This window comes from Phycicoccus sp. Root101, from assembly GCF_001426245.1.
In the GTDB taxonomy this organism is placed as follows: Bacteria; Actinomycetota; Actinomycetes; order Actinomycetales; family Dermatophilaceae; genus Pedococcus.
In genome coordinates this window covers 98,607-124,131 of record NZ_LMCM01000008.1, presented here as the reverse complement: position 1 = coordinate 124,131, position 25,525 = coordinate 98,607, and the positions used below count along the sequence as shown (strand labels likewise).

Genomic DNA, 25,525 nt, shown 5'->3' with positions numbered 1-25,525 from the left:
GGCGGATCGCCGCACCCCCTTCGCCCAGAGTTCACCGCCACCCGTGACATCCGTCATGGGTGGCTCGGGGTGGTTCGAGCAGGTTGGTCCTGGGGCGCCGACCGCGCACCCGCACCCAGGAGGATCCACGTGACCAGACGCACCACCGCCGTCCTCGGCGCAGCGCTGCTCGGCGCCGCTGCGCTCGCGGTACCCGGCACCGCCCTCGCCTCGAGCCCGACCGGAGCAGGCCCCGACCACTCGGGGCACCACGCCCGGCCCGGAGCCCTGCCCGGCGGCTACACCAACCTCGTCGTCATCTACGAGGAGAACCACTCGTTCGACAACCTCTACGGCTCGTGGGGCCGCGTCGGCGGCGACCGCGTGGACGGTGCCACCGCGCCCGCGGTGAAGCAGGTCGCCCAGGACGGCACGGCATACGGATGCCTGTTGCAGGACGACGTCAACCTGACCACGCCCCCGCAGCCGAACACCTGCCAGGACGCCGGTCACGGCGTCGCGGCGAGCAACTTCGCCAACAAGGCCTTCACCATCGACGACTACATCAAGCCGTCCGACACCACCTGCGCGCCCGAGGGCGTCTTCGCCCCCAACGGTGTCGCGAAGGGCAGCGGGCTGCCCGGTGGCTGCACCCGCGACCAGGTGCACCGCTTCTACCAGGAGCAGTACCAGCTCGACGGTGGCAAGCAGGACCGCTACGTCACCGGGTCGGACGCGGTCGGCCTGACGATGGGGCGGTACGACACCAAGGCCCTGCCGATCTACCAGTACCTCCACTCGCACGACGCCCCCAACTACGTCCTCGCCGACCACTTCTTCCAGGGCGCCTTCGGTGGCTCGTTCCTCAACCACCAGTTCCTCATCTCCGCCCGAGCACCGCTGGACACCTCCGGCGGGGCTCTCGGTGCGAAGAGCTCGGTGCTGGACCGCAACGGGATGGTGAACACGTACCCGCTGTACACGCCGACGAGCGCAGTGGTCGACGGTCAGCTCACCCAGAAGTGCGCCGCCGGGGGCGATGACCCCGTCGCCGCCTGTGGCGACTACGCCGTCAACACGGTGCAGCCGTCCTCGACACCCTCGGGCAGCGGCGCCAAGATCCCGCTCATCGACGACGCGAAGTACCCCAACATCGGCGACCGCCTCAGCGCCAAGGGCGTGAGCTGGAACTGGTATGCCGGGGGCTGGGACGACGCCGTCGCCGGGCACCCGGGTGCCAACTTCCAGTACCACCACCAGCCGTTCAACTACTTCGCGAACTATGCGGCCGGCGCCCCGGGACGTTCCCACCTGCAGGACGAGGACAAGTTCCTGGCCGCCGCGAAGAACGGCACGCTCCCCCAGGTCAGCTTCGTCAAGCCCTACGGCTCCGAGAACGAGCACCCCGGGTACGCCAGCGAGCACACGGGGAGCGACCACCTCGTCGACCTGCTGAAGACCATCACCAGCGGACCGCAGGCCGACAAGACCCTCGTGGTCGTGACCTACGACGAGTTCGGCGGGTCCTACGACCACGTCGCGCCGCCGAAGGCCGACGCGTGGGGCCCCGGCACCCGTGTCCCCGCCCTGGTGCTGTCGGCCGGCATGAAGCACTCGGGCGTCAGCCACGCGAGCTACGACACCACGTCGATCCTCGCCACGATCGAGCACGCGTGGGGCCTGGCACCGCTGTCGCCGCGTGACGCCAAGGTCTCCGACCTCGCGCAGGCCGTGGCCGTCGGTGGACGGCACGACGGGCGCGACGGGCGCGACGACGACCGACCCGGTCGCCACTAGCACCGACGCACGACACCCACCTCGGGCCCGGACCGCGAACGCGGTCCGGGCCCGAGCCCGTCGGGGTACCGTGACCGCCACGACATGAGGGGGGAAACCGCATGAACGGATTCACGCACACGGCAGTAGCGTTCGCGCTGCTACCGGGCGTGCTCAACGCCATGGTGCTGATGGTCGGAGTGGTCGTCGTCGGCCGCAGGATGCAGCCCGACGCCGGATGGGCACACCTGGGCGCGGCCGGATTCGGACTCCTCCTGCTGGGTGTCCTGACCAACCTCACGATCAGTGGTTCGATCATGACAACGGGCCGGATGCTGGTGGGTGGCAGCCTGCTCATCAACGCACTGGGGATGCTGGCCGCAACGATGCAGCTGGTCGGCCTGGGGCTGCTCGTCGCGGCCGTGGTCAGCGACCGCTCGGAGCGGACAGCCGCCCCTGCGACCGACTGGCCTCAGGACGAGGAGTAGACCAGCGCGGTCGCGATGGCGGCGAGGCCCTCGCCGCGGCCGGTGAGGCCCAACCCGTCGGTCGTGGTGCCGCTGACCGACACGGGGGCATCGACCGCCGCCGACATCACCTGCTCGGCGAGGTGGCGCTGCGTGCCGATCTTCGGGGTGGTGCCGATGACCTGGACGCCGATGTTGCCGATCTCGAACCCCGCCTCCCGCACCAGCCGAGCGGCCTCGGCGAGCAGGGTGCGGCCGGCCGCGCCGTCCCACTCCGGGCGGTCGGTGCCGAAATGCAGGCCGAGGTCACCGATCCCCGCGGCCGAGAACAGGGCGTCGCAGGCGGCGTGGCAGGCCACATCGGCGTCGGAGTGCCCGGCCAGGCCCACCCCCGGCCAGTGCAGGCCGGCCACCCACAGCTCCCGGGTCGGGTCGGTCGAGAAGGCGTGGACGTCCACGCCGATCCCCGTGCGCGGCATACCGGTGGGCACCATGGCGCCATCCAACCACCGCCGCGCGGGCAAAATCGGGTGAGCCCCTCCCTGCCTCCCCGTTAGCGTTGCCGCGCATGAGCGAACCGCTGCCGATCCCCGTCCTCACCGGCGACCTGGTCACCCTGCGCCCCCACCGCGAGTCCGACGCCGAGGGCGTCCTGGAGCGCGCGGTCGACCCGCTCTCGCGCCGGTTCACCACCGTGCCGCTCGAGTACACCCGCGAGATGGCCGTCGACTACGTCACGGAGTTCACCGCCCCGTCGCCGGACCAGATCTGCTGGGCCGTGGAGGTGGACGGCCGGTATGCCGCGTCGATCGACCTGCGGATCCTGGCGGTCGACGCCGGGGCCGGGTCACTGGGCTTCGCCACCCACCAGGACTTCCGCGGGCGGGGTGTGATGTCGGAGAGCGTCCGCGTGGTGGTGGCGCACGCCTTCGGGGAGCTCGCCTTCCGCACGGTGCGCTGGGAGGCGCACGCCGGCAACTGGGGCAGCGCCAAGGCGGTGTGGCGGGCGGGGTTCCCGGTGCCGACGTTCGTGCCGGACCTGCTCGTCGAGCGGGGTCGTCTGCTCGACGGCTGGATGAGCACCCTGCACGCTCCCGCACCGACCGCCCCCGTGGCGACGTGGGACGAGGTGGTCGCGGCGCTCACCCGCTGATCCCCCGCCAGAGGTCTGGGGTCAGGCGTCAGGCGTCAGGCGTCAGGCGTCATCGAGGTGGCGCCGCGCGGTGGCGAGGTCGTCCGGTGTCGTCACCTTGAACGCGAGCCGGTGCCCCTCGACGACCCGCACGTGACCGCCCACGGCTTCGACCAGCGCGGCGTCGTCGGTCGCGTGGGCGCCCGAGGCGTGCGCGTGCTCGAGGACCTCGCGCAGGAACGCCTGCGGCGTCTGGACGGCGCGCAGCCGCGACCGATCGGGCGTCGCCACGACGACACCGTCGTCGTCGACCTGCTTGATGGTGTCCGTCACCGGCAGACCCGGCACGACCGCCGGGTGGCCGGAGCGCACCTCGTGGACCAGTCTGCTGAACAACGACGACGGCGCGAGGCAGCGCGCGGCGTCGTGGACGAGCACGATCCCATCGTCCGGGCGCAGGGCGCGCATCCCCGCCGCAACCGAGTCCGTGCGCTCGGCCCCACCCCTGACGACCTCGACATCCTGCGGGCGACTGCTCCGGGACGCGATCGCGCCCGCCTCCCTGAGGTGGGAGACGGGCGCGACGATGACGACGTGGGACACCTCAGGTACCCCGAGCGCTCGAGTCACGGCGTGCTCGAGCAGTGACGTTCCGTCGAGGTCGACGAACGCCTTGGGCTGGGCAGCCCCGAGCCGGGTCCCCTGGCCACCGGCCACGAGGACGACGGCGGCGCTCAGGACGCGAGAACCTCGTCGAGGATGGCCTCAGCCTTGTCCTCGTTCGTCTTCTCGGCCAGAGCCAGCTCGGAGACGAGGATCTGACGTGCCTTGGCGAGCATGCGCTTCTCGCCGGCCGACAGGCCACGGTCCTTGTCCCGACGCCACAGGTCGCGGACGACCTCGGCCACCTTGATGACATCGCCGGAGGCGAGCTTCTCGAGGTTGGCCTTGTAGCGGCGCGACCAGTTGGTCGGCTCCTCGGTGTGGGGAGCGCGCAGGACCGCGAAGACCTTGTCCAGGCCCTCCTGTCCGACGACGTCACGCACACCGATGTCCTCGCAGTTCTCTGCAGGAACCTCGATCGTCAGGTCGCCTTGGGCCACCTTGAGCTTGAGGTAGATCTTCTCCTCGCCCTTGATCGTGCGGGTGTTGATTTCTTCGATCAGTGCAGCCCCGTGGTGGGGGTACACGACCGTCTCGCCGACCTTGAAAACCATGTGCTGTTTTCCCCTTTCGCGACCCTCAGAATATCACGCCACGCCGGGGACGGGAAAGCAGTCCGGTTCACGTTTGCGCTGGTCAGGGGCATGGAAATGCCTTATGGGGCAATGATTTCGGTCTTGACAGGATGTACTCTTCCGTGCAACGCGCACGGGTGCGCACCGTCGGCACGAGGCCCGGTAGGCTGTCCCCGTGATGCGCCGAACCCCGCTGGCCGCCCGCTCCGCAGGCCGCCCCTCGCCCCTGCGTCGACTCGTTCCGGTGGCCGTGCTCGGTGCCGCGCTGGCCCTGTCCGCGTGCCAGACCCAGTCGCCGATCCAGACCGACCAGGCCTACGCACCGGCCGACGGCGTGGCCGTCGACCTCGGCAGCGTCCAGCTGCGCGACCTCGTGGTGATCAGCTCAGGCAAGGACCAGCCCGGCGTGCTGTCGGCCTCGGTGTCCAACACCAGCGGCGACTCCCAGCGCCTCGCGTTCGCCCTCCCGCAGGCCAAGCCGGTGTTCGCCCAGTCCGCCGCACACTCCGAGGCCAGGCTGTCCGACACCACCCAGGTGCAGCTGCCCTCGGTGCCCGTGAGCCCCGGCGACGTCGTCCAGCTCACGGTCCAGTCGCCGACGGCCCCGGCTGCCGTCGTGACGGTTCCGGTGCTGCCCGCCTCCGGTTACTACGCGACGCTCGCGCCCACCCCGGCACCGTCCGCGACCACGACGACCGCCACCCCCTGACCTCCCCCGGCCACGGGGGTATGGCGCGGAGCCGACTCCGCGCCATACGTCTCAGTCGGACTCGAACTTGTAGCCGAGCCCGCGCACGGTGACGATGAAGCGCGGGTCGGCCGGGTCGGGCTCGATCTTGGCGCGCAGCCGCTTCACGTGGACGTCCAGCGTCTTGGTGTCGCCGACGTAGTCGCTGCCCCACACCCGGTCGATGAGCTGCATCCGCGTGAGCACACGACCGGTGTTGCGCAGCAACATCTCCAGCAGCTCGAACTCCTTGAGCGGCAGCTGCGTCGTCTCGCCGGAGACGGTGACGATGTGGCGCTCGACGTCCATGCGGACCGGGCCCGCCTCGATGGTCGCCGGGACCAGGTCCTCGGGCTCGGACAGCCGTCGCAGCACGGCCTTGATCCGGGCCAGCAGCTCGCGGGACGAGTACGGCTTGGTGACGTAGTCGTCTGCGCCGATCTCGAGGCCCACGACCTTGTCGATCTCGCTGTCCTTGGCGGTCAGCATGATCACGGGCACGTTGGACCGTTGGCGCAGCGCACGGCACACCTCGGTCCCGGACAGGCCGGGCAGCATGAGGTCGAGCAGGACGAGGTCGGCACCCGACCGGTCGAAGTCTTCGAGGGCTTCCGGTCCGGTCTCGGCGACGGCCACCTCGTAGCCCTCCTTGCGCAGCAGGTAGGACAAGGGGTCGGAGAACGACACCTCGTCCTCGACGACCAGGATTCGGGTCATGCGCGGGGGTCTCCTTGGGACGGTGCGGCTGTGGGGGAAGCAGGGTCGATCCGGCCGCCGGAGCGGTCGGCGGCGGCGGGGAGGCGGATCGTGAACGTGGATCCACGGCCCTCCTCGCTCCACACGGTGACGTCGCCACCGTGGTTGGCGCAGATGTGCTTGACGATGGCCAGGCCGAGGCCGGTGCCACCCGTGGCGCGCGAGCGCGCGCCGTCGACGCGGTAGAACCGCTCGAAGATGCGCGCCTGCTCGGCCTGCGGGATGCCCTGGCCCTGGTCGGTCACGGTGATCTCGACCATGTCGCCGTTGAGGCGACCGCCGACCGCGACGCGAGTGCCGTTGCCCGAGTAGGCGACGGCGTTGCCGATGAGGTTGCGGACGGCGGTGACGAGCAGGTCCTCGTCGCCGAACACCTTGAGGTCGGGCGCGCACGCCTCGGCGATCTCGATCTGCTTGGCGTCGGAGCCGACCCGCGAGTAGTCGATGGCCTCGTGCACCGCAGCGGTCACGTCGACGAGGCGCGGCTCGTGCAGCGTGTCGGCGACCTGCAGGCGCGACAGGTCCACGATCTCCTTGACCAGCTGGGCGAGGCGGTGGCTCTCGACCTGCATGCGGCCGGCGAACCGCTCGACCGCGACCGGGTCGTCCTTCGCGTCGAGGATCGCCTCGGCGAGCAGGCCGATGCCACCTACGGGGGTCTTGAGCTCGTGGCTGACGTTGGCGACGAAGTCCCGGCGGACCTCCTCGACGCGCCTGGCCTGGGTGTGGTCCTCGACGAGGAGCAGCACGTGGCTGCTGCCGAGCGGGGCGACCCGCGCCTGCATGATGGACCGGCCCTGGCCGAGCGGGCCACGTGACAGCTCGAGCTGCGACTCGCGGATCACCCCGTCGCGGCGGACCTGCCGGGCGAGGTGGCGCAGCTCGGCGTGGACGAGCTCGCCGTCCCGCACCAGGCCGTAGGCGACGGCTGCCGGCGACATCTTGGTGACGGCGTCCGCCGAGTCGACGACGATGGCGCTCGACCGCAGCACCGCGAGGACGTCGCCCACACCCGGCGGCAGCGAGGTGGCCAAGGGCGTCGTGTCCGGCAGCTGCGTCTGCTGGCGCTCGGAGTAGCGCACGGCGATGACGGCCAGGGCACCGGTGAGCAGCCCGGCGAACCCGGCCAGCACGGCGGCAGTGGTCGCATCCACGATCCCAATGTACGGTGCGCGCCATACCGGTCCGGTCCGGAATCAGGACCGGCCCGCACGGGACCCCCAGATGTTCACCTGAGGTCATCCGACCGTTCACTGCCCCGTGGGAGCCTCGGCTCGCACGCTCCACCGCACTCACGCTAGGGAAGTAATGCGCGACGCTTTTCACGAGGACCTCGACACCATCTCCGACCAGCTCGTCGAGATGACCCGCCTGGCGGGGTCGGCCATGTCCCGGGCCACGACCGCCCTCCTCGACGCCGACATCCAGCTCGCCGAGTCGGTCATCCAGGCCGACAAGGAGCTCGACCGCATGCGTGAGGGGCTCGACGCCCTCTCCATCGACCTCCTGGCCCGGCAGCAGCCGGTCGCCACGGACCTTCGCATGGTGGTCACCTCCATGCGCATGAGTGCTGACCTCGAGCGGATGGGCGACCTCGCCCGCCACGTCGCCAAGGTCGCACGGCTGCGGTACCCCGAGTCGGCCGTGCCCGCGGACATCCGGGCGACCATCCTGCAGATGGGCCAGGTCGCCGAGCGCATCGTCGCCAAGTGCGGCCAGGTCATCGCGGCCAAGGACGTCGAGGACGCCAAGACGCTCGAGCGCGACGACGACGCGATGGACGAGCTGCACCGCACGCTGTTCAGCCACCTCATCGACGGGACGTGGAAGCACGGCACCGAGGCGGCCGTCGACATGACGCTGGTCGGTCGCTACTACGAGCGGTTCGCCGACCACGCCGTCTCGGTGGCCCACCGGGTCGTCTACCTCGTCACCGGCGAGTGGGACGTCGCCGAGGACCACGAGGAGCAGGAGGACCACAGCCCCACGCTGTAGGTCCGCCGCACCACCCGCGACACGGCGCAACCGCCTCACCGCGGCACGGCAAAGCGGGGGTTGTTCGGGGACACGGGATCTGCATGACCCGGTCTTGCCGAACAACCCCCGCTTTGCGTGCGTGTCGGGGTGAGTCGTCCGAAATATCTCCCACCGCTCTCAACCTGCGGCATGCTGACCCGCGTCCAGGGGGTGGGTGCCGACACCAGGTCGGCCGGGGCAGGCAGGGGTGGGACGTGGACGCAGGAGGCGAGGAGGAGTTCCGCCGCTTCGTGCAGGCGCGCTGGCACGCCCTGGTCCGGACGGCCTACCTGCTCACCGGCGACCAGGGGCGGGCAGAGGACCTCGTGCAGCAGGTGCTGGTCAAGGTGCACCGCCGGTGGGACCACATCTCCCGCGACGAGACCTCGGGTGGCCCCTACGCCTACACCCGCGCCGCGCTGGCGAACGAGTCCGCGTCCTGGTGGCGTCGCCGCCGGGTCGCCGAGACCCTCGGCGAGGTCCCCACCCACGCGGACCGGGCCACCGGCGACGCGTATGCCGCGTACGACACCCGCGACGAGGTCGCCCGGGCGGTGCTCGGCCTTCCTCCACGGATGCGCGCCGTGGTCGTGCTGCGCTACTTCGACGACCTCTCCGAGGCGGCCACGGCCGACGCGCTCGGCATGTCGCTCGGCTCGGTGAAGAGCCAGGCTTCCCGGGGCCTCGACCGCCTCCGCACCGTGCTCCAACAGACCAACGGCGCCCCCGAGAGGAGCCTGTCATGAGCCTCGAGACCCAGCTCCGCGACGCCCTGGCGGCCCGTGCCGACGAGCTCGACGGACCCGCGTTCGACCCCTACGAGCGGGTCACGGGCGCCGTCGTCACGAGCCGCCGACGCCGCCGCGGCGCAGCGATCGGTGCCGTGGCAGCCGTTGCCGCCGTCGCGGTCCTCGTGCCCGGCCTGAGCCAAGGGGACCGCCGGTCGACGCTGCCGGCCAAGCGCACCCAGGTCATCGTGCCGGGCCCCTCCGACCCACGGTGGGCCGCCATGTCGTCGTGGCCGGTGCGCGGCTCCCTCGCCGAGGACAAGGCGTTCATCAGCGCGGTCACGGAGAAGTCCCTCACGGCGCACGTCGTCTACGCCGCCGACCTCGACCGAACGCGCGTCGTCGTGGGCTGGGATCCAGAGGACGGCGGCTCCACCAGGGTCAGCATGTTCGCCGGACCCCTGGGGGCCGGCGCCGACGAGCTCGCCGGCGTCTCTGTGTGGAGCGGGGACGCCACCGACGTCGTCGTCCTGCGCGAGAGCGACGACCCCGACAGCAGGGTCGTCGCACTGACCACTCCCGGTAACCGCACGCTCGAGCTCTCGACCGGCGTCCAGATCGGCATCGACGGCACGGTGACCCGCGATGCCTACCGCCCGATCACCCTGACCGATGGAGCGTGGTCGAACGTCGTCCACGACTCCCCACCGTCGCTGATGCGCATCCACCCCTCGGGAGGCGCCGTCGCCGACACGCCCGCCACCCTGACGGGCCCTCCCGTGACCCAGCGCGAGGACCTGGGGTCGGTGTGCCTGAACTGCACCGGCGAGGACTTCCGGGCCAAGGCCGAGGATGCCATGGGGGCGGGAGTCGCGGTCAGGCTCGGGTTGGAGCCCAAGGACGTCCGCAGCACGACCCGGTTCTTCGGCGCTGCGGACCCGCAGGTCGTCGAGCACGCCGACTTCGGCGCCAAGGGCCCGGTCACGAACGAGGTGATCGTCGTGGACTCGACCCTGCCCGGAGGTCAGGTGCTGCGCAGCGCCATGGTCGTCGTGCGGGCCAAGGACAGCAGCGAGTCGATGGCCTCCGACTCGGCCTCCGGCGTCCCGATCGACGCAGCCACGGCTGCTGACCGTCCGTTCGTGCTCCACGGTGCGATCGACGGCAACCGGGTGACCCACGAGGTGTTCGCCCCGACCGCGGCCTCGGTCCGTCTCGTGTCGTCGGGATCCTTGGCCTATCCGAGCTCGGCGGTCGTCCCCGTGCGCAACGGGACCGCCCTCGTCACCACCCCGACCACGGACCCGTCGATCGCGTCCTACGAGGTCGTCACCTACGACGCCGACGGCGCGCAGATCGGGCGGTGGCCCCTGGACCTGCCGTCCGACGACGTCTGGACGGCAGGCACCACGCGCTGACCGCTAGCGCCCCTGGTTGGCCACGGCGGCGGCTGCCTCGGCAGCCGCCTCCGGGTCGAGGTACTCGGCCGGCTTGGTCGGCATGAAGTCCTCGCCGAGGGTGTAGACCAACGGCTGGCCGGTCGGGATGTTCAGGCCGGCGATGTCCTCGTCGCTGATCTGGTCCAGGTGCTTGACCAGGGCACGCAGGCTGTTGCCGTGGGCGGTGACGAGCACCGTCTCACCGGCCCGCAGGTCGTCCTGGATGGCGCCCTCCCAGTACGGCATCATCCGCGCGATGACGTCCTTGAGGCACTCCGTGCGGGGGACCTCGACACCGGCGTAGCGGGGGTCGCCCGACTGGTCGAACTCCGAACCCACCTCGATCGGCGGCGGCGGGGTGTCGAACGAGCGGCGCCACAGCATGAACTGCTCGTCGCCGTACTTCTCACGGGTGGCCGCCTTGTCCAGGCCCTGGAGCGCGCCGTAGTGGCGCTCGTTGAGCCGCCAGTCACGGCGCACCGGGATCCAGTGGCGGTCGGCGGCGTCGAGCGCCAGGTTGGCCGTGGTGATCGCCCGGCGCAGCACCGACGTGTGCACGACGGTCGGCAGAACTCCCTTGTCCTTCAACAACCTTCCGCCTGCGACCGCTTCGTCGCGACCCTGGTCGTTGAGGTCGACGTCGACCCAGCCGGTGAAGAGGTTCTTGGCGTTCCAGTCGGAGTGCCCGTGGCGCAGCAGGATGAGGGTGTATGCCATGGGTCCAGCGTAGTGACCGTGCGCGGCACCGCGCAGGGGCCGTCTCAGGGCCGTCTCAGGGGCGTCTCAGGACGTTGGGGCGTCCGCCGCCGACCGACCGTCGAGGAGGTGCCGGAACGCCTCGAGGTTGCGCAGCGACTCCCCGCGCGACACCCGCCAGTCCCACTCCTTCTGCATGCTCGTGCGGAACCCGATCGCGAGCAGCTCGTTGAAGTGCGTGTCGGCGGCGTCCAGCAGCGCGCCGAGAAGCTGGTCGAGGTATGCCGCGTCGACCCCGTCCGCGGGCAGGCGGCCGGTGACGTAGACGTCACCGGCGGTGTCGATGGCGTAGGCCAGGCCGGGCAGGCGCAGGTTCTTGCGGAGCAGGTAGCGGTAGAAGGTCTCGTGGTTCTCGTCGGGGTTGCGGATGACGAACGCCGACACCGACAGCGACGACTCGCCGGCCACGAGCGACGCCACCGTCTTGAGCTTCTTCTCGCCCGGCAGGGTGAGCACGTACTCGCCGGAGCGCGCGCCCGGCTCCCACTCGATGCCGGCGTCGGCGAGGTAGCCCTCGAGCACCCCGGCGAGCCCAGCCGGCGCGGACTGGTCCCTGCTCCCGGCGCCGGGCTGACCGCTCACGGCGTCACCGCCGAGGGCACGCCGACGAGCGCACCGTTGGGTGACGGCGGGTCGGAGACCCGTTCGCGGGCGCGCATCGCCTCGATGTAGACCTCGTACAGCCGGTCGGCTGTGCGGTCCCAGCCGAACAGTGCGGCGTGCTCGACAGCCTTGTTAGACAAGGCCTCTCGGCGCATGGGGTCCATGAGCAGTCCTTCCAGGGCGTCGGCCCAGGTGGGGATGTCGTGCCCGGCGACGAGCACGCCGGCGTCACCCACGGCCGTCGGCAGGCCACCGACGTCAGCGGCGACGACCGGGGTGCCGCAGGCCTGCGCCTCGACGGCGACGAGACCGAACGACTCGGAGTGCGACGGCACCGCGACCAGGTCGGCCGCCCGGTACCAGTGGGCGAGCTCGGGGCGGGACACCGGCGGGACGAACCGCACCTGCGCCGTCAGCCCCAGCGCCACCGTCAGCTCCTGCAGCGACTCCGGGTGCTCGAGCCCGGACCCGCTCGGCCCGCCGAGAACCGCCACGACGAGCTGTCCGCACCACTCGGGGTGGCGGCCGATCAGCTCTGCGGCTGCCTTGACGAGCACCTCGGGGGCCTTGAGCGGCTGGATCCGCCCGACGAAGAGCAGCACCTTCGCGTCCGGCGCCACGCCGACCAGGGCCCGCGACGCGCGCTGGTCGCCCGGCGAGAAGACGGACAGGTCCACCCCGGGGGGCACGACGACCACCTTGTCGGGGTCCGCTGCATACAGGTCGATCAGCTCGGCCCGCTCCCCCGCGGTGTTGGCGATGAGGCGGTCGGCGGCCTCGACGACCTGGAGCTCGCCGATCTCGCGGCCGGACGGCTCCGGGGCGTCGCCGTCCGCGAGGTGGCGGTTCTTGACCCGGGCCATGGTGTGCATCGTGTGCACGAGCGGCACCTGCCAGCGGTCGGCCGCCAGCCAGCCGACCTGGCCCGAGAGCCAGTAGTGCGAGTGGACGAGGCTGTAGTGGTCCTCGGGGGCGTGCGCGCCCGTGCGCATGACTCCGGCGGCGAAGGCGCACAGCTGGCCGGGGAGGTCGTTCTTGCCGAGCCCTTCGTAGGGTCCGGCCGTCACGTGGCGGACCAGCACCCCCGGCTCGAGCTCGACGGTGGGGGCGAGCTCGGCCGTGGTCGTGCGCGTGAAGATCTCGACCTCGACGTCCCGCTTGGCCAGCTCACGGGCCACCTCGACGACGTACACGTTGAGGCCACCGGCGTCACCGGTGCCCGGCTGCTCGAGCGGCGAGGTGTGGACGCTGAGCATGGCGACACGGTCGATGCGGTCGCGGGAGCCCATGCTCCCGAGTCTGCCACTGCGGACCCCTCGTCACCCCGACGGGGCGGGCTGCGGACGCGCGTACGACGAGATGGTGAGGAACCCCGCGTCGGACCAGATGTGCACGTCGATGCGGCCGTCGGCCCGCACGTCCACCCCGCGTGCCACCCGTCCGGGTCCCACCCCGACGTCGGTCCCCAGGTTCGTGGAGAAGGCGCCCTGCCCTTCGACGCTCCCCGGGGAGATCCACGCCGCCGTGCCGCGCAGGTTGCGGGCCGTGAGGGCCGGCCGCAGTCCGGTCGTCAGCGGGCGGTGGTCGAGGTGCCACACGATGCCGTCCGCTCCGTTGACGGAGGCGCCGACGCGGATCACCGACCCGGCCAGCTCGATACGGATCACCACCGGCATCGAGAGCGCCCCGTCCGAGACCGTCCCGAAGTACGTCGCCCGCCCGGGCAGGAACACCAGCTCGTCGATCGACAGGTTGCTCAGGCGGCGGGTGACGTGCTCGTCGGTGTCCGCGCCGGTGCCGGTCGCCCGGCCCTCGACCGCACTGATCATCGAGCCGCCGATGACGGTCTGGGTGAGCAGGCTCTGGCCGCGCACGATCCGCATCCCGTCGGGATACAGGGACACCGTCACCCCGCCGCCGAGGGTGGCCACCCCCTTGGCACCGGGTGCCACCCGCAGCAGGCCGGGCGAGACGTCGCTGACGCCGGCGTCCCGACCCAGCCACCCGGGCAGCTGGGTCCAGAGCCCGAGCAGGGCGAGGGCGCTCAGCGAGGCCACCAGCGCGACCATGCTGCGGCTGATGTTCCTCTCGCGCCAGTGCACGGAGCCAACCCTAGGCCGCGGTGCGCCGTACGCTGCTGCCGTGGTGGTGCAACGGCCGGTCGGGACGATCACCCGGGGAACCACCAACCCCAACCGCCTCCGCCGGGTCGACCGTTGGCTGGCCGGCCCCCAGGCGTGGCGCCTGCGCCGCGCCGTGGACCCGCCGGTCGTCGTGGACCTCGGCTACGGCGCCTCACCGGTCACCGCCGTCGAGCTGCACGACCGCCTCCGCGTGGTGCGTGCGGACGTCGAGGTCGTCGGTGTCGAGATCGACCCGGCCCGCGTCGCCCTGGGCCGGTCCCTGGCGCGGGAGGGGCTGGCCTTCCGGCTGGGCGGGTTCGAGGTGCCGCTTGACGACGGGCGCCGGGCGACCGTGGTGAGGGCGTTCAACGTCCTTCGGCAGTATGACGAGTCGCAGGTCGGGCCCGCGTGGGACACCGTGCGCGAGCGCCTCACCGACGACGGCCTCCTGGTCGACGGGACGTGCGACGAGCTGGGTCGGCGCAGCACGTGGGTCGCCGTCGACCGCACCGGCCCCGTCTCGCTCACGCTCTCCTGGCGGTTGCGCGGACTCGACGCACCCTCCGACATCGCGGAGCGGCTGCCCAAGGCGCTGATCCACCGCAACGTCCCCGGCGAACCCGTGCACGCGTGGCTCGGCGCCCTCGACCGCGCCTGGGCACATTCGGCGCACCACGCGAGCTTCGGTGTGCGGCAACGGTTCCTCGCCACCGCGACGACCTTGCGGGACGACGGCTGGCCGCTGCTCGACGGGCCGAGCCGTTGGCGCCTGGGTGAGCTCACCGTCGCCTGGGACGCCGTCACCCCCGGTGGTCAGCGGGCGTAGTCGTCCTGGAGCCGCACGATGTCGGCCTCGTCGAAGTCACCGAAGGCGACTTCGAGCATGCGGCCCGGGGCGTCGCCGTGGTTGGCCATGCGGTGGACCGATCCCTGCGGTGCCCAGACCTTCTCGCCCGAGGCCGCGACCCACGTGCGGTCACCGACGGTGACCTCCATGGGACCGTCCAGGACCTGCCAGAACTCACCACGGTTCTCGTGGGTCTGCAGCGAGAGTCGGTGGCCCGGCTGGACGGTGATGATCTTGACCGTCACGCGCTCGTTGGACACGAACTGCTCGAACTGCCCCCAGGGACGTTCCTGGACGAACGTCTCGTCGCGCGGGTCCCGCATCTGCACTCCCCCGTCGTCCTTCACCACGTCGTCCTTCACCCTGTCGTCCACCAGCTCGTCGGCCACGTCGTTCACCACGGTCCGTAGGGGCCCATGTGCTGGTTCCCGCTGCCGCCACGACCGACCATCGACCGGAGGGCGGGCCGGACGTCGGCGAGGTAGATGGCGGCCGCCACGAAGGCGATGAGGCCGATGGAGAAGATCCGGCCGCCGCCGCCGATGGAGACGAAGCCCAGGACCACCGCGACCCCGAGGACGATCGTCCAGAACTTCTTCGTGCGCTTGCCCGCCGCCAGGTAGACCTCGGGCCGGTACCGCAGGCCGTCGACGAGCGCGAAGACCTCGGCTGCGAAGGCCAGGAGGCTGAGCAGCAGGGTCACCACGGCCTGGAGGCTCCCGAGTGCGAACATGGGCCCCAGCCTAGACGTCAGACTTCGAGGACCAGTGTCACCGGGCCGTCATTGACCAGGGAGACCTGCATGTCCGCGCCGAACCGTCCCGTCGCCACGTCGATGCCCCGGCCCCTCAGGGCCTCGACCACGGCCTCGACCAGCGGCTCGGCCACCGGTCCCGGTGCGGCTGCACCCCACGACGGCCGACGGCCCTTGCGGGTGTCGGCGTAGAGGGTGAACTGGCTGACGACCAGCACCGGCGCACCGACGTCCGAGACCGACCGCTCGTCGCGCAGGATCCGCAGGTCGGCGATCTTGCGGGCCAACGTCGCGACCTGCTCGGGGCCGTCGTCGTGGGTGACACCGACCAGCACCAGCAGCCCCGGGCGCTCGATCGCGCCGACGACCTCGCCGTCGACGGTGACCGAGGCCGAGGAGACCCGCTGCACGACCGCGCGCACGACTGGCTCAGGCTGCCCGGGTCAGAGGTTGACGGCCACGATCGCGCCGACCGGCTCCCCGTGCCCGAGGACCGGGGAGTGCTCGAGCTGGGCGATGGCCGCCGACTCCACGCCGAGGTGGCGCAGCACGGCAGCCAGGATCACTGGCTTGGCCCGCGGGTAGCCGTCGGCGACCTTGAGGGCGATCCCGCGCCCGTCGGCCAGCCCCACGGCATACACGGACTCGGCGCCGTCCTTGGCGATGAGGCCGGGGGTGTGCTCGATGAGGGCGGTGACGTCGCGGCCGGTGCCGCCGAGGTACGCGGGGTTCGCGCGGATGGCGTCGGCCACCTCGGCCTCGTGGGTCCCGGCGGGCGCGGACGCCATCGTCCCGAACGCGCGGGCGAGACCGGCGAGCGTGACGGCCATGACGGGCGCACCGCAGCCGTCGACGGCGGTCGAGGTGATCTCGTCACCGGTCAGCTCGGCCAGCGTCTGCGCGATCGCGACCTGCAGCGGGTGCGAGGGGTCGCGGTAGGTGGCGGTGTCCCAGCCGTTCACGACGCAGGTGGCCAGCATCGCGGCATGCTTGCCGGAGCAGTTCTGGGTGATGGGGAGCTTGCCGCCGCCACTGCGAATGACCGCCTCGCGGGCCTCCTCGTTGACGGGGTAGTCAGCGGTGTTCTGCAGCGCGCCCTCGGTCAGCCCGACGGAGGCGAGCATCTCGCGCACCGCGGCGAGGTGGAAGTCCTCGCCCGAGTGGCTCGCGGAGGCGAGCGCGAGGTGCGCCGGCGGCATACGCAGGCCCGCACGGACCATGGCCAGCGTCTGGACCGGCTTGTTGGACGACCGCGGGAACACCGGGTCGTCGACGGCGCCGAGCGCCAGCAGGTGCTCGCCGCCGTCCGCGGCGGTCACGACCACCGAGGCCCGGTGGGCGGACTCCACGAACCCGCCGCGCACGTAGTGCGCGAGGACGGGGGCGTCGTCGAGGGCGGGCGGGGTGACGGTATGCGGCGTGCTCACCCTCCCGAGCCTAGCCACGGCCCGCGGGACGACGCAGGCCCCCACCCGTTGCCGGGTGGGGGCCTGCGCAGAGTCTGCTCAGGGCAGGACCGTGATCAGTCGCCGACCTTGGCCGCGGTCGTGGCGGTGGCCTTCTTCGCGGTGGAGGCGGTCTTGCGGGCACCGGTGGTCGCGCGCTTGGTGGCGGTCTTGGTCGCGGTGGCCGACTTCTTGGCGGTGGTGGAGGTGCGCTTGGCAGCCGTGCGGGTGCGCTTCGCGGACTCCTTGGCCGCGGTGGCGACCTCGGTGGTCTCGACGGCGACCGAGCTGGCGACGGCGTCGGCGACCGTGGCGGCCTCCTTGCGGCCGGTGGTCAGCGTGGCCTTGGCGGAGCGCTGGAGCTCGTTGGCAGACTTGCGCACGGTGGTGACCGCACCCTTGCCGAGGGCGACCGTGGTCTCGGCCTGGGCGATGAGGTCCTTGGTGGCCTTCTGGGTGCGCACGCGCTTGACGAGCTTCTCGCCGCGGGCGGCGACGGTCTCGTAGGACTCCTGCGCCTTGCCGGCCAGCTCGAGGCTGCGGTTCAGGGCCAGGGCCGGGAGCTCCTGGGCCTGCTCGGCCACACCGGACACGCGCGCCTGGGCCTTGGTCTGGATGGCAGCCGGGTTCAGGTCTGCCTTGAGGTCGTTGGTGAGCTCGAGGCCGACCGTGGTGGCGCGGACGCGGGCGTCGCGGACCTTCTCGACGGCGAGGTCGGTCAGGCCGACCACGGCGAACACGGGGGTGGTGTCGATGACGTTCTTGCGGATGTCGGCAACGAGTGCCATGTCAGTCTCCTTGGGTGGTGGTGGAGGGCGTGCTGCGCTTGCTCGTGCGCGTGGCGGTCGAGGGCTTGCGGCTCCGGGGAGTCGCGGCCTTCGTGCCGCCCGTGCGGGGCGCCGCGGCCTTGCGGGTGCGGCTCGTCGGGGCGGGGTCGCCGCCGACGAAGGAGTCGTAGATGTCCAGCAGGGCGGACTTCTGGCGGTCGCTGAGTCGCGGGTCGGCGCCGATGACGGCCCGGGTGTCGGGCGCCTCGGCCGGGTGGCCGTGGCGCTCGTCGAGGATCCCGGCCCGTACGTAGAGCGACTCGGCGGAGACCTCGAGGCCCTTGGCGAGCTGCTGGAGGATCTCGGCGCTGGGCTTCTTCAGGCCCCGCTCGATCTGCGACAGGTAGGGGTTCGAGACGCCTGCCAGCTCGGACAGCTGGCGCAGCGAGAGCTTCGCGGACTGACGCTGCTCACGCAGGTAGTCACCGAGGCTGTCACCGCCCAGGGGTCCCAGTGGAAGTCGGCTCATGCCTCCATCATGCTTGCTCCAGTTAGCAGAACGCAAACTGCAGGCAGCGTGATGGTGACCACACCGCGACAGGTCAGGCGGTGCGGCGGTCCTTGACCCCGAGCATCGAACGCGCGTCCTGGGTCGACATCGCCGGGCGCTGCATGACTTCGGCGAGGTGAGCGGCGCGTTCGACCAGCTCGCGGTTGTGCTGGACCTGGACCCCGCGGGAGAACACCACGTTGTCCTCCATCCCGACCCGCAGGTGGCCGCCCGCGGCGAGTGCGGCGGCGGCGATCGGCAGGTGCGTGCGGCCGATCCCCGTCGCGGCCCAGGACGTGACCTCGGCCGGGAGCATCGCGACGCCGGCGAGCAGGGCGGCCGGGTTTCCCGGCATACCGCCGGGCACACCGGTCACGAAGTCGACGTGGACCTTCCCCCCGAAGGGCAGGCCGTGCGCGTCGATGAGGCGGGCCAGGGCGGCGACGTGGCCGAGGTCGAACAGCTCGAACTCCGGGACGACCTCGCGCTCCTGCGCCTGGACGTACAGGTCGGAGATGAAGCCGTAGGGGTTGAGGAAGACGTCGTCGCCGAAGTTCGTGGTGCCACAGGTCAGCGAGCAGGAGTCCGGCTCCGCGTCGAGCACGGTCAGGCGCTGCTCGAGGGGGTCGTGCACGCTGCCGCCGGTGGACAGCTGGACGACGAGCGACGTCTGCTCACGAAGGGCGTCCACGGCGGCCTTGAGGTGGCCGTGGTCGAGCGTCGGGCGGTGCTCACCGTCGCGGATGTGCAGGTGGATCATCGAGGCACCGGCAGCCTCGCAGGCGACCGCGGTCTCGACGAGCTCCTCGAGCGTCGTCGGCAGCTGCGGGAAGTCGGACTTGGACAGCTCGGCGCCCGTGGGCGCGACGGTGATCAGGGTGCCGGGGGTCGTGGCCATGGCGGACATCATGGCAGGACGCCTCCGGCGGTCGTCGGCACCCGGGCCGAGATCAGGGAGCGACGACCTCCGTCTGGCTGCCGCTCACGCCACCGACGACGAGGGTCGCGTCGAGGGGGGTGTTGCGCTTGACCAGCGCGAGCCCGATCGGGCCGTCCTCGTGGTGGCGGGCCACGGAGGTGAGCAGCCCGACGGTCTTGTCGCCGAGCAGCACCGGCTCCCCGCGCTCCGGAAGGGTGTGGCCCGACCCGTCGAGGTGCAGGAAGACCAGGCGGCGCGGCGGACGCCCCAGGTTGTGGACCCGGGCGACCGTCTCCTGACCGCGGTAGCACCCCTTGTGCAGGTGGATCGCCGTGCGCAGCCAGTCGGTCTCGTGGGCGATGGTGCGGTGGTCGGTCTCGAACCCCAGGCGCGGGCGCCAGGCGGCGACGCGCAGCGCCTCGGCCGCCCACGAACCAGCCAGGTCGCGGTCGCCGACCGTCGCCTCGAGCTCGGCGACGGGCACGAGGACCTCGCGCCAAGCGCGCCCTTCCGCGGGGTGCCCCTCCACCGGGCCGTATGCCGCGGTGTCACCGACCAGCCCCGGCCACGGGTCACGCCACGCGAGGAGCTCACCGGGCTGGGCCTCGGCACCGGAGGGTTCGCCGAGGACCGCCCAGTCTGCGCTGACGTCCGCGACCTCGACCCGCAGCATGAACCGCATCGAGTCGAGCCAGCGCACGAGCGCCGGAGCGGTGCCGGGCTCGGTGATGATCCAGGACGTCTCACCGTCGTCGACGAGGTGCAGGTCGTGCTCGATGTGGCCCTTGGGGCTGAGCACCAACGACTCGCGCGACTCCCGCGGGCCGAGCCCGGTCAGCTGCTGGGTGGTGATGGAGTGCAGCCACGAGAGGCGGTCTGGACCGGTGACGGTGACCACCCCGTGGTGGGAGAGGTCCACGACGGCCAGGCCCTCGACGAGGAGGCGCTGCTCGCGCAGCGGGTCGCCGTAGTGGGCCGCCACCCCCGCGTCCGGCCCGTCACCCTCCACCGCGCCGGGCCGAGACAGCAGGACCGACCGGGTCACGGGGGCAGGAACGTCCTGGGCGGGAACCGTGGGGTCGCGGAGCTCGGTGGGGGTGGTCGGGGTCTGCGTCATGCGGGGTGCACCTCTGTCATCGGGTGGCCGTTCAGGCGGTCAGGATCGGCTCGCGCAGTCGGCGCACAGGCCGTGCACCGCCATGTGGGTCACGTCAGCAACAAAGCCGCTCGCGGCCAGAACATTCCCGGTGAAGGACTCGGCCAGGTCGCGGTCGCACTGCTCGACGCGTCCGCAGGTACGGCAGACGAGGTGGATGTGGTCGGCGTGGTCGGCCAGGTGGTAGCTCGGCGCGCGGTGGTCGAGGTGCGTGTGCCCCACGACCCCGAGCGACTCCAGGGCCTCCAGGGCCCGGTAGACGGTGGACGGTGCGAGAGTGGCCCCGCCGTCGGCGGACACCCGGGCGACCACGTCCTCGGGGGTCGCGTGGCCCAGCGTGGCCACGGCGTCGAGCACGCGCTGGCGCTGGGGCGTCATCCTGCGCCCCTGGGCCCGCAACCGCTCGCCGACGTCCTGCACGCCCCCCACTGTACGGTCGAGCGTGACGGCGACCTGCACGATCTGCCCGGGTGCGCCACCTACACTGGCCGGGTGCTGGACCAATTCGAAGAGACCCAGACCCCGCCCGCGCGCCCGAAGCGACGCCGCCTGCGCAGGACGTTGGCCATCGTCATCGCCCTGGTCGTGCTGCTCGTGGTCGGCTCCGTCGCGGGCTACCTGTTGTTCCTCAACAACACGGTCAACTCGAACGTCAAGCGCAGCTCCCTGCTCCCCACGCCCGGCGTGAGCGGGGCCACCGACGCACCGACGAAGAAGGCCGGGGCCAAGGACGCCCAGAACTTCCTCATCATCGGCTCCGACGCGCGGGCCGGCCTCGCCGGCGCCCGTTCCGACGTCATCGTGCTCATGCACGTCGCGGCCAACCGCAAGACGGTCAACCTCGTCCACTTCCCGCGTGACCTCTACGTCGACATCCCGGGCCGGGGCAAGGACAAGATCAACGCGGCCTTCGCCTACGGCGGCGCCCCGCTGCTCGTGCAGACCATCCAGGGTCTCGTGGGCGTGCCGGTCGACCACGTGGCGATCATCGACTTCGAGGGCTTCAAGCGGATGACCGACGCCGTCGGTGGCGTCAACGTCTACGTGGAGGAGTCGAGCTCCAGCCGGGGCTACACGTTCACCAAGGGCTACCAGCAGATGGGTGGCGAGGAGGCCCTCGCCTTCGTGCGCGAGCGCAAGGAGCTGAGCGAGGGAGACATCTCCCGCGGCCGGCGGCAGCAGGCTTTCATCAAGGCGCTGATGCTCAAGTCGCTGAGCAAGGACGTGCTCGGCAACCCGGTGAAGCTGGCGCAGTTCGTCGAGGCCGGCACGTCCAACCTCACGGTGGACAAGGACTTCTCCACCGGCGACATGCGCAGCGAGGCCGTTGCCATGCGCAACCTGCGCGGCAAGGACATCGCCTTCATCACGGCCCCCTTCACCGGGTACGGCACCTCCCCCGCCGGCGCGTCCATCGACATCCTCGACGTCCAGGGGATGCAGGACCTCGGGGACGCCCTGCAGAACGACGCGATGTCCTCCTACGAGGACGTCACCCGCACGCCGTAGCCGTCAGGGGCGCGAGAGCGCCCGGACGACCGTCGGCAGCGCGTCCATGACCTGGGCCGCCATGGCGTCGAAGACCTCAGGCGAGCGGCGGTAGGGGTCGACCACGTCGGCCTCGTCGTCGGACAGCGGCGAACCCATCCCGCGCTCGGCCGAGGCGAGCCGGGTGGCCCGTGCCACGTGCTCGCGGGCACTGTCGACCGGGCCGTGCAGGGCGTCGGCCGGGACCGCTGACAACAGGTGGGCGAACTCCCGGAAGGCGAACACCCGCCGCAGGACGCGCGGGTGCAACGTCGTCACCCGGCCGATGTGGGCCCGGCTGGCGGTGAGGACCAGGTCGGCACCGGCCACGAGGTCCTCCTCGAGGTGCCTGGCCACGAACCCGTCGGCGGAGTAGCCGGCAGCCTCGAGCCGGTCCCGCGCCTGCGGCTCCATCGGGTGACCGGCGAGTGCTCCGGTGCCGGCACTCGCGACCTCGACCGCACCCACGCCCCAGGACCGGTCGAGCTCGGCCTGCAGGGCGCGCTCGAGGAACGGTGAGCGGCAGATGTTGCCGGTGCAGACGTTGAGGATCCGCGCCGGGCGGTGGGTCAACGCCTCAGCCCACGCGCTTGAGCTCGGCAGACACGTGGCTCTGCAGCTTCTGGCCGACGGCGGCCATGTCCATGGCCCACAGGAGGTTGGAGTCGACCAACCCGTACAGGCGCGTGGCGGCGTTGTACTCCTTGGCGTGCGGGCTGCGCAGCACCCCGTCGGTGCGGAGCTGGACCTTGGCCGGCTCTGCGGTGCCGAAGTACAGCTCGACGATGCCTGTCGGGTGGGCGAGCACCAGCTCGACCTCCCCACCCTCGACCGGGCGCCAGAACCCCAGCTCGGTCGCCAGCGGGCGCACCTGCTCGCCGGCCTCGTTCAGCAGCCAGGTACGGCTCTGCCAGGTGAGGAAGGGGCGGCCGTCGTGGCTCACCTCGATCTCCTGGCCGAAGTTGGCCGACTCGATCGTGGGGTAGCCGACGACGCCGGCACCCTCCCAGCGACCGATCATCCAGGCCAGCGGTGCCAGCTCTCGGGGCAGGTCGGTGTCGAGGTGGAACACCATCAGCGAGGCGTCTTCACCAGGCGGTACACGACGAACCCGGCGAACCAGGTGATGACGAGGGCGGAGGCGACCAGCAGGCCGATGTAGAAGTAGTGCACGCGCCAGATCGTAGCCTGTGGGCCATGACCGCTCCCCGTACACGTCTGGTCGTCAAGGCCACCAGCGGCGCCCCGTCGGACCCCGACGCCGCCGGCACCGAGTCGACCGAACGCCTCAACCAGGCCCTCACGGTCGCGGCGACCGCCGCCGCGAGCGGGGTCGAGGTCAGCCTGTGGTTGACCGGTGACGCCGCCTGGATGGCGGTCCCCGGTCGGGCCGAACAGGTCCGGCTCGCCCACGCGGCACCCCTGCGCGACCTGCTCGACGCCGTCCTCGCCACCGGCACCGTCACGGTCTGTGGCCAGTGCGCCGCCCGTCGCGACCTCACCGAGGCCGACCTGGTCGAGGGCGTGGTGGTCCGGGGGGCGGCCGCGTTCGTCGAGGAGGTCATGGCCGACGGCGCCCAGGCGCTCGTCTACTGACCCACCCGCGAAACGCTGGTTGCGCGGCACACCTCGGGTCACCATCCCGCGGTATGCCGCGCAACCGGCGTCTCGCGCGAGAAGGTGCGCGCGGGAAGGTGCGGACGGGAGGGTGCGGCCGGGAGGGGTGTGCAGGAGGTCCGTGCGGGACGGTCAGGCGAAGAAGGGCGAGCGGACCACGACGTAGGCGACCACGCCGACCAGCAGCGACGAGGACGCGCCGACCGCCAGCTGGGCGCGCGGCATGGCCGTCGCCGGCAGCACCGCCATCACCCTGCGAGCGGCGTGCGCGACCGCGGCTGCGAGCAGGCCGAGCAGCGCCGCGGGCCACGGCTTGGGGTGTCCGGCCAGGACCGACACCACCATCCCCGCGGCCCCGCCGACCACCATCGAGATGAACAGGGCCCACTGCCGTAGTCGCTGCACCTTGATCAACGGGTCGGCGAGGACGCCGAAGCCCAGGCCGGCCATGGCCGCCGCGAGGGCGTGCTCGCCGTGCAGGATCTGCGGGACAGGGGCCAGGGCGATGCCGGCCGAGACAACGGCGAGGCCGGTGACGCTCGAGGTCACCGACTCGGTGAGGCGGGGTCGACCGTCGCGGCGCATGAGCTGGTGAAGGAAGGCCGCGATGACCGAGACGGCCAGGGCTGCCGGGAGCCACTGGAGGTACGGGGCCTCGCGGGTGAGGAGCACGCTGGCGGTCATGAGGACCGTGCCCACAGCCAGCACGGCGGACGTCCCCCGCGGGCTGGGCAGGCTCAGGAGCTGGGGCCAGCCCCAGGCGAGCACCAGGCCGGCGAGGGCCACCGCGACCGCGACGAAGTCGGGGCTGGCGTAGCCGGTCAGTCCGACGAGCGCGGCGAACGCGATGGTCGTCGCCATGGTCAGTGGACGCGCGAGCAGGGCCCTCTTCGGCAGGACCGCGGGGGTGTTGCGGCTGCGGGCCCGGCGTTCGCGCCGGGTCATCGGGGCGACCGGGGCCGGCGCCTGCTGCTCGGGAACGTCGGACACAGCCCGCATCCTCGCATCACCCACCGGCGAAGGGGGGCAGTACCTCCAGCACCGACCCCGAGGCGACCACGGCGTCACGGGTGACGGCCCTCCCGTCGAGGAGCAGGGTGCTCACTGCGGCGATCGGGGCCAGCGCCGGGTGCAGCGCGGTGACAGCGGCGACGGTCGCAGCGACCGTCCCACCGTCCACGACGTCCTGGTCGGTCCCGGCCGCTGCCCGGGCCGCCGCCCAGTAGCGCACCGTGACCGGGCCCGCGCTCGTCGCGGGATCCTGCTCGGACGGCATACCGCTCTCCTCCCGGCCCGGCTCCCTCGGTGGTGCGGGCCCTTCGTGACCGGCCCCCACCGGGAGCCGGTCTCATCGTGAGACAAGGGTCTCAGCATGTGTTCACCCGCTCGAGGGCGCCCCTCGAACCGTATCCTTCGTAGGCATGGCCCGTCTGCTGCTGCTGACCAACGCCCTGGCGCCGAGCGCCGAGGTGCTGCCGGCACTCGGGCTCCTGACGCACCAGGTGCGGATCATCCCGGCCGAGCCCACGGCCCTGGTCGATGCTCCCCCTGCGGACGCCGTGCTGCTCGACGCCCGCCGCGACCTGGCGGTGGCCCGATCCCTCTGCCGCGTGCTGCGCGCCACCGGCATGTCGGTCCCCCTCATCGCGATCCTCACCGAGGGCGGCCTCGCGGGGATCACTGCCGAGTGGGGCGTCGACGAGGTCCTGCTCGAGTCGGCCGGTCCCGCCGAGGTGGAGGCGCGCCTGCGCCTGGCCGCCGGACGGCTGCAGGAGATGCAGGAGCCGGACGAGGTCCAGATCACCAGCGGTGACGTGACCATCGACGAGGCGACCTACTCCGCGCGCGTGCGCGGTCGCCTGCTCGACCTGACCTACAAGGAGTTCGAGCTCCTCAAGTACCTCGCCCAGCACCCGGGCCGCGTGTTCAGCCGGGCCCAGCTCCTCCAGGAGGTCTGGGGCTACGACTACTACGGGGGCACCCGCACCGTCGACGTCCATGTCCGGCGCCTGCGGGCCAAGCTGGGCTCGGAGCACGAGGTGCTCATCGGCACCGTCCGCAACGTCGGGTACCGCTTCGTCCCGTCCGAGGACGTGCACGCCGACGCCTGACCCGCCGTGCCGCACCCGGTCCCGGCACACCATCCGTCACACGAAAGGCGCCCCTCCCGAAACGGGAGGGGCGCCTTCGTCGGTGCTCAGGG

General features: G+C 71.8%; 33 protein-coding genes. 11 read left to right on the top strand and 22 right to left on the bottom strand.

The features are described from left to right. Positions 1-129 precede the first annotated feature (129 nt). Positions 130-1,776 carry an acid phosphatase gene (acpA, locus tag ASC58_RS13435; RefSeq protein WP_056919662.1) on the top strand — a complete coding sequence of 549 codons (1,647 nt, stop codon included), beginning with the start codon at positions 130-132 and terminating at the stop codon, positions 1,774-1,776. Between the two features lie 101 nt (positions 1,777-1,877). Next, entirely contained in the window at positions 1,878-2,243 is a 366-nt protein-coding gene (locus tag ASC58_RS13430) for a hypothetical protein (RefSeq protein WP_056919661.1), read from the top strand. On the opposite strand, the gene ispF is transcribed toward ASC58_RS13430, so the two are convergent. After that, positions 2,228-2,716, bottom strand: coding sequence for a 2-C-methyl-D-erythritol 2,4-cyclodiphosphate synthase (ispF, locus tag ASC58_RS13425; protein ID WP_200947829.1), 489 nt, complete (start codon positions 2,714-2,716; stop codon positions 2,228-2,230). The two genes, ASC58_RS13430 and ispF, sit on opposite strands and share 16 nt — an antisense overlap. A 74-nt stretch (positions 2,717-2,790) precedes the next feature. On the opposite strand from ispF, the gene ASC58_RS13420 reads away from it, so the two are divergent. Further along, positions 2,791-3,375 (top strand): GNAT family N-acetyltransferase, encoded by a 585-nt coding sequence (locus ASC58_RS13420; RefSeq protein WP_056919660.1) that lies wholly within the window; start codon positions 2,791-2,793, stop codon positions 3,373-3,375. 42 nt (positions 3,376-3,417) lie between these two features. Here the strand turns inward: ASC58_RS13420 and ispD are convergent, their stop codons facing one another. After that, a complete protein-coding gene (gene ispD / locus ASC58_RS13415; RefSeq protein WP_235529227.1) occupies positions 3,418-4,071 on the bottom strand; it encodes a 2-C-methyl-D-erythritol 4-phosphate cytidylyltransferase in 654 nt (217 codons plus the stop codon). 17 nt (positions 4,072-4,088) lie between these two features. Then, the gene (locus tag ASC58_RS13410; RefSeq protein ID WP_056884891.1) at positions 4,089-4,571 is read right to left on the bottom strand and encodes a CarD family transcriptional regulator; all 483 of its coding nucleotides are present in this window, start codon (positions 4,569-4,571) and stop codon (positions 4,089-4,091) included. Positions 4,572-4,767: 196 nt separating this feature from the next. Here ASC58_RS13410 and ASC58_RS13405 point away from each other — a divergent pair, with 196 nt between their 5' ends. Then, positions 4,768-5,301, top strand: a complete 534-nt coding sequence (locus ASC58_RS13405) for a hypothetical protein (protein WP_157581464.1) — start codon at positions 4,768-4,770, stop codon at positions 5,299-5,301. Positions 5,302-5,352: 51 nt separating this feature from the next. Here ASC58_RS13405 and ASC58_RS13400 read toward each other — a convergent pair whose 3' ends face one another. Both ASC58_RS13400 and ASC58_RS13395 read right to left on the bottom strand, forming a co-directional pair. Continuing rightward, complete coding sequence (locus tag ASC58_RS13400; protein WP_056916376.1) at positions 5,353-6,036, bottom strand: response regulator transcription factor; 684 nt, start codon at positions 6,034-6,036, stop codon at positions 5,353-5,355. Next, positions 6,033-7,229: a cell wall metabolism sensor histidine kinase WalK gene (locus ASC58_RS13395; protein WP_082553288.1), complete on the bottom strand. Its 1,197-nt coding sequence runs from the start codon at positions 7,227-7,229 to the stop codon at positions 6,033-6,035. The genes ASC58_RS13400 and ASC58_RS13395 overlap by 4 nt, the downstream gene beginning before the upstream one ends. 154 nt (positions 7,230-7,383) lie before the next feature. Here ASC58_RS13395 and phoU point away from each other — a divergent pair, with 154 nt between their 5' ends. The 3 genes from phoU (at position 7,384) to ASC58_RS13380 (ending at position 10,237) form a co-directional block, all read left to right on the top strand. After that, complete coding sequence (gene phoU / locus ASC58_RS13390) at positions 7,384-8,070, top strand: phosphate signaling complex protein PhoU (RefSeq protein ID WP_056916375.1); 687 nt, start codon at positions 7,384-7,386, stop codon at positions 8,068-8,070. Positions 8,071-8,306: 236 nt separating this feature from the next. Then, positions 8,307-8,837 carry a SigE family RNA polymerase sigma factor gene (locus ASC58_RS13385; RefSeq protein WP_056919659.1) on the top strand — a complete coding sequence of 177 codons (531 nt, stop codon included), beginning with the start codon at positions 8,307-8,309 and terminating at the stop codon, positions 8,835-8,837. Next, positions 8,834-10,237, top strand: a complete 1,404-nt coding sequence (locus tag ASC58_RS13380; RefSeq protein WP_056919658.1) for a hypothetical protein — start codon at positions 8,834-8,836, stop codon at positions 10,235-10,237. Before ASC58_RS13385 ends, ASC58_RS13380 begins: the two co-directional genes overlap by 4 nt. A gap of 3 nt (positions 10,238-10,240) precedes the next feature. Here ASC58_RS13380 and ASC58_RS13375 read toward each other — a convergent pair whose 3' ends face one another. The 4 genes from ASC58_RS13375 to ASC58_RS13360 form a co-directional block, all read right to left on the bottom strand. Further along, positions 10,241-10,975, bottom strand: a complete 735-nt coding sequence (locus ASC58_RS13375) for a phosphoglyceromutase (protein ID WP_056919657.1) — start codon at positions 10,973-10,975, stop codon at positions 10,241-10,243. Between the two features lie 66 nt (positions 10,976-11,041). Further along, positions 11,042-11,596 carry a YbjN domain-containing protein gene (locus tag ASC58_RS13370; protein ID WP_369796237.1) on the bottom strand — a complete coding sequence of 185 codons (555 nt, stop codon included), beginning with the start codon at positions 11,594-11,596 and terminating at the stop codon, positions 11,042-11,044. Continuing rightward, complete coding sequence (gene mshA, locus ASC58_RS13365) at positions 11,593-12,906, bottom strand: D-inositol-3-phosphate glycosyltransferase (protein WP_056919656.1); 1,314 nt, start codon at positions 12,904-12,906, stop codon at positions 11,593-11,595. The genes ASC58_RS13370 and mshA overlap by 4 nt, the downstream gene beginning before the upstream one ends. Positions 12,907-12,936: 30 nt before the next feature. After that, the gene (locus tag ASC58_RS13360) at positions 12,937-13,719 is read right to left on the bottom strand and encodes a hypothetical protein (protein ID WP_157598502.1); all 783 of its coding nucleotides are present in this window, start codon (positions 13,717-13,719) and stop codon (positions 12,937-12,939) included. 43 nt (positions 13,720-13,762) lie between these two features. Between ASC58_RS13360 and ASC58_RS13355 the strand changes: the two genes are divergently transcribed. Then, on the top strand, positions 13,763-14,566 hold the full coding sequence (locus tag ASC58_RS13355) for a class I SAM-dependent methyltransferase (protein WP_157598531.1): 804 nt from the start codon (positions 13,763-13,765) through the stop codon (positions 14,564-14,566). On the opposite strand, the gene ASC58_RS13350 is transcribed toward ASC58_RS13355, so the two are convergent. The 9 genes from ASC58_RS13350 to ASC58_RS13310 form a co-directional block, all read right to left on the bottom strand. Continuing rightward, positions 14,554-14,988, bottom strand: a complete 435-nt coding sequence (locus tag ASC58_RS13350; protein ID WP_369796236.1) for a phosphomannose isomerase type II C-terminal cupin domain — start codon at positions 14,986-14,988, stop codon at positions 14,554-14,556. The two genes, ASC58_RS13355 and ASC58_RS13350, sit on opposite strands and share 13 nt — an antisense overlap. Beyond that, positions 14,982-15,320, bottom strand: a complete 339-nt coding sequence (locus tag ASC58_RS13345) for a DUF2516 family protein (protein ID WP_056916368.1) — start codon at positions 15,318-15,320, stop codon at positions 14,982-14,984. Before ASC58_RS13345 ends, ASC58_RS13350 begins: the two co-directional genes overlap by 7 nt. Before the next feature lie 17 nt (positions 15,321-15,337). After that, complete coding sequence (gene dtd / locus ASC58_RS13340) at positions 15,338-15,763, bottom strand: D-aminoacyl-tRNA deacylase (protein ID WP_056919654.1); 426 nt, start codon at positions 15,761-15,763, stop codon at positions 15,338-15,340. 21 nt (positions 15,764-15,784) lie between these two features. Next, complete coding sequence (locus tag ASC58_RS13335; RefSeq protein WP_056919653.1) at positions 15,785-16,768, bottom strand: asparaginase; 984 nt, start codon at positions 16,766-16,768, stop codon at positions 15,785-15,787. Between the two features lie 95 nt (positions 16,769-16,863). Beyond that, positions 16,864-17,574, bottom strand: a complete 711-nt coding sequence (locus tag ASC58_RS13330) for a hypothetical protein (protein WP_056919652.1) — start codon at positions 17,572-17,574, stop codon at positions 16,864-16,866. Between the two features lies 1 nt (position 17,575). After that, positions 17,576-18,082, bottom strand: a complete 507-nt coding sequence (locus ASC58_RS13325) for a helix-turn-helix domain-containing protein (protein WP_056916364.1) — start codon at positions 18,080-18,082, stop codon at positions 17,576-17,578. A 73-nt stretch (positions 18,083-18,155) separates the two neighbouring features. Beyond that, positions 18,156-19,001 (bottom strand): 3-keto-5-aminohexanoate cleavage protein, encoded by an 846-nt coding sequence (locus tag ASC58_RS13320; protein WP_056919832.1) that lies wholly within the window; start codon positions 18,999-19,001, stop codon positions 18,156-18,158. A gap of 52 nt (positions 19,002-19,053) precedes the next feature. Next, on the bottom strand, positions 19,054-20,139 hold the full coding sequence (locus tag ASC58_RS13315; protein WP_082553286.1) for a folate-binding protein YgfZ: 1,086 nt from the start codon (positions 20,137-20,139) through the stop codon (positions 19,054-19,056). A gap of 39 nt (positions 20,140-20,178) precedes the next feature. Next, positions 20,179-20,598, bottom strand: coding sequence for a Fur family transcriptional regulator (locus tag ASC58_RS13310; protein ID WP_200947828.1), 420 nt, complete (start codon positions 20,596-20,598; stop codon positions 20,179-20,181). Positions 20,599-20,670: 72 nt separating this feature from the next. Here ASC58_RS13310 and ASC58_RS13305 point away from each other — a divergent pair, with 72 nt between their 5' ends. After that, positions 20,671-21,687: an LCP family protein gene (locus ASC58_RS13305; RefSeq protein WP_056919651.1), complete on the top strand. Its 1,017-nt coding sequence runs from the start codon at positions 20,671-20,673 to the stop codon at positions 21,685-21,687. Positions 21,688-21,690: 3 nt separating this feature from the next. On the opposite strand, the gene ASC58_RS13300 is transcribed toward ASC58_RS13305, so the two are convergent. Both ASC58_RS13300 and ASC58_RS13295 read right to left on the bottom strand, forming a co-directional pair. Then, the gene (locus tag ASC58_RS13300; protein WP_056919650.1) at positions 21,691-22,278 is read right to left on the bottom strand and encodes a hypothetical protein; all 588 of its coding nucleotides are present in this window, start codon (positions 22,276-22,278) and stop codon (positions 21,691-21,693) included. A 4-nt stretch (positions 22,279-22,282) separates the two neighbouring features. Beyond that, the gene (locus ASC58_RS13295; protein WP_056919649.1) at positions 22,283-22,780 is read right to left on the bottom strand and encodes an FABP family protein; all 498 of its coding nucleotides are present in this window, start codon (positions 22,778-22,780) and stop codon (positions 22,283-22,285) included. Between the two features lie 122 nt (positions 22,781-22,902). On the opposite strand from ASC58_RS13295, the gene ASC58_RS13290 reads away from it, so the two are divergent. After that, a complete protein-coding gene (locus tag ASC58_RS13290; RefSeq protein WP_082553284.1) occupies positions 22,903-23,301 on the top strand; it encodes a DsrE family protein in 399 nt (132 codons plus the stop codon). 153 nt (positions 23,302-23,454) lie between these two features. Here ASC58_RS13290 and ASC58_RS13285 read toward each other — a convergent pair whose 3' ends face one another. Together ASC58_RS13285 and ASC58_RS13280 are read right to left on the bottom strand one after the other, a co-directional pair. Then, positions 23,455-24,312, bottom strand: a complete 858-nt coding sequence (locus ASC58_RS13285; protein ID WP_056916359.1) for a hypothetical protein — start codon at positions 24,310-24,312, stop codon at positions 23,455-23,457. 16 nt (positions 24,313-24,328) lie between these two features. Next, positions 24,329-24,598, bottom strand: coding sequence for a MoaD/ThiS family protein (locus ASC58_RS13280; protein ID WP_056919648.1), 270 nt, complete (start codon positions 24,596-24,598; stop codon positions 24,329-24,331). A gap of 145 nt (positions 24,599-24,743) precedes the next feature. Between ASC58_RS13280 and ASC58_RS13275 the strand changes: the two genes are divergently transcribed. Beyond that, entirely contained in the window at positions 24,744-25,433 is a 690-nt protein-coding gene (locus ASC58_RS13275; protein WP_056916357.1) for a response regulator transcription factor, read from the top strand. Positions 25,434-25,525 lie beyond the last annotated feature (92 nt).

Bases quoted from the DNA above. Each gene is read 5' to 3' on its own strand.
- ASC58_RS13320 (WP_056919832.1), bottom strand. From the start codon at position 19,001: ATGGCCACGACCCCCGGCACCCTGATCACCGTCGCGCCCACGGGCGCC.
- ASC58_RS13325 (WP_056916364.1), bottom strand. From the start codon at position 18,082: ATGAGCCGACTTCCACTGGGACCCCTGGGCGGTGACAGCCTCGGTGAC.
- ASC58_RS13375 (WP_056919657.1), bottom strand. From the start codon at position 10,975: ATGGCATACACCCTCATCCTGCTGCGCCACGGGCACTCCGACTGGAAC.
- ASC58_RS13315 (WP_082553286.1), bottom strand. From the start codon at position 20,139: ATGACGCAGACCCCGACCACCCCCACCGAGCTCCGCGACCCCACGGTT.
- mshA (WP_056919656.1), bottom strand. From the start codon at position 12,906: ATGGGCTCCCGCGACCGCATCGACCGTGTCGCCATGCTCAGCGTCCAC.
- ASC58_RS13275 (WP_056916357.1), top strand. From the start codon at position 24,744: ATGGCCCGTCTGCTGCTGCTGACCAACGCCCTGGCGCCGAGCGCCGAG.
- ASC58_RS13290 (WP_082553284.1), top strand. From the start codon at position 22,903: ATGACCGCTCCCCGTACACGTCTGGTCGTCAAGGCCACCAGCGGCGCC.
- ispF (WP_200947829.1), bottom strand. From the start codon at position 2,716: ATGGTGCCCACCGGTATGCCGCGCACGGGGATCGGCGTGGACGTCCAC.
- ASC58_RS13400 (WP_056916376.1), bottom strand. From the start codon at position 6,036: ATGACCCGAATCCTGGTCGTCGAGGACGAGGTGTCGTTCTCCGACCCC.
- ASC58_RS13420 (WP_056919660.1), top strand. From the start codon at position 2,791: ATGAGCGAACCGCTGCCGATCCCCGTCCTCACCGGCGACCTGGTCACC.
- ASC58_RS13380 (WP_056919658.1), top strand. From the start codon at position 8,834: ATGAGCCTCGAGACCCAGCTCCGCGACGCCCTGGCGGCCCGTGCCGAC.
- ASC58_RS13330 (WP_056919652.1), bottom strand. From the start codon at position 17,574: ATGGCACTCGTTGCCGACATCCGCAAGAACGTCATCGACACCACCCCC.
- phoU (WP_056916375.1), top strand. From the start codon at position 7,384: ATGCGCGACGCTTTTCACGAGGACCTCGACACCATCTCCGACCAGCTC.
- ASC58_RS13280 (WP_056919648.1), bottom strand. From the start codon at position 24,598: ATGCCGTCCGAGCAGGATCCCGCGACGAGCGCGGGCCCGGTCACGGTG.
- ASC58_RS13430 (WP_056919661.1), top strand. From the start codon at position 1,878: ATGAACGGATTCACGCACACGGCAGTAGCGTTCGCGCTGCTACCGGGC.
- ASC58_RS13295 (WP_056919649.1), bottom strand. From the start codon at position 22,780: ATGGTGTTCCACCTCGACACCGACCTGCCCCGAGAGCTGGCACCGCTG.
- ASC58_RS13345 (WP_056916368.1), bottom strand. From the start codon at position 15,320: ATGTTCGCACTCGGGAGCCTCCAGGCCGTGGTGACCCTGCTGCTCAGC.
- ASC58_RS13410 (WP_056884891.1), bottom strand. From the start codon at position 4,571: ATGGTTTTCAAGGTCGGCGAGACGGTCGTGTACCCCCACCACGGGGCT.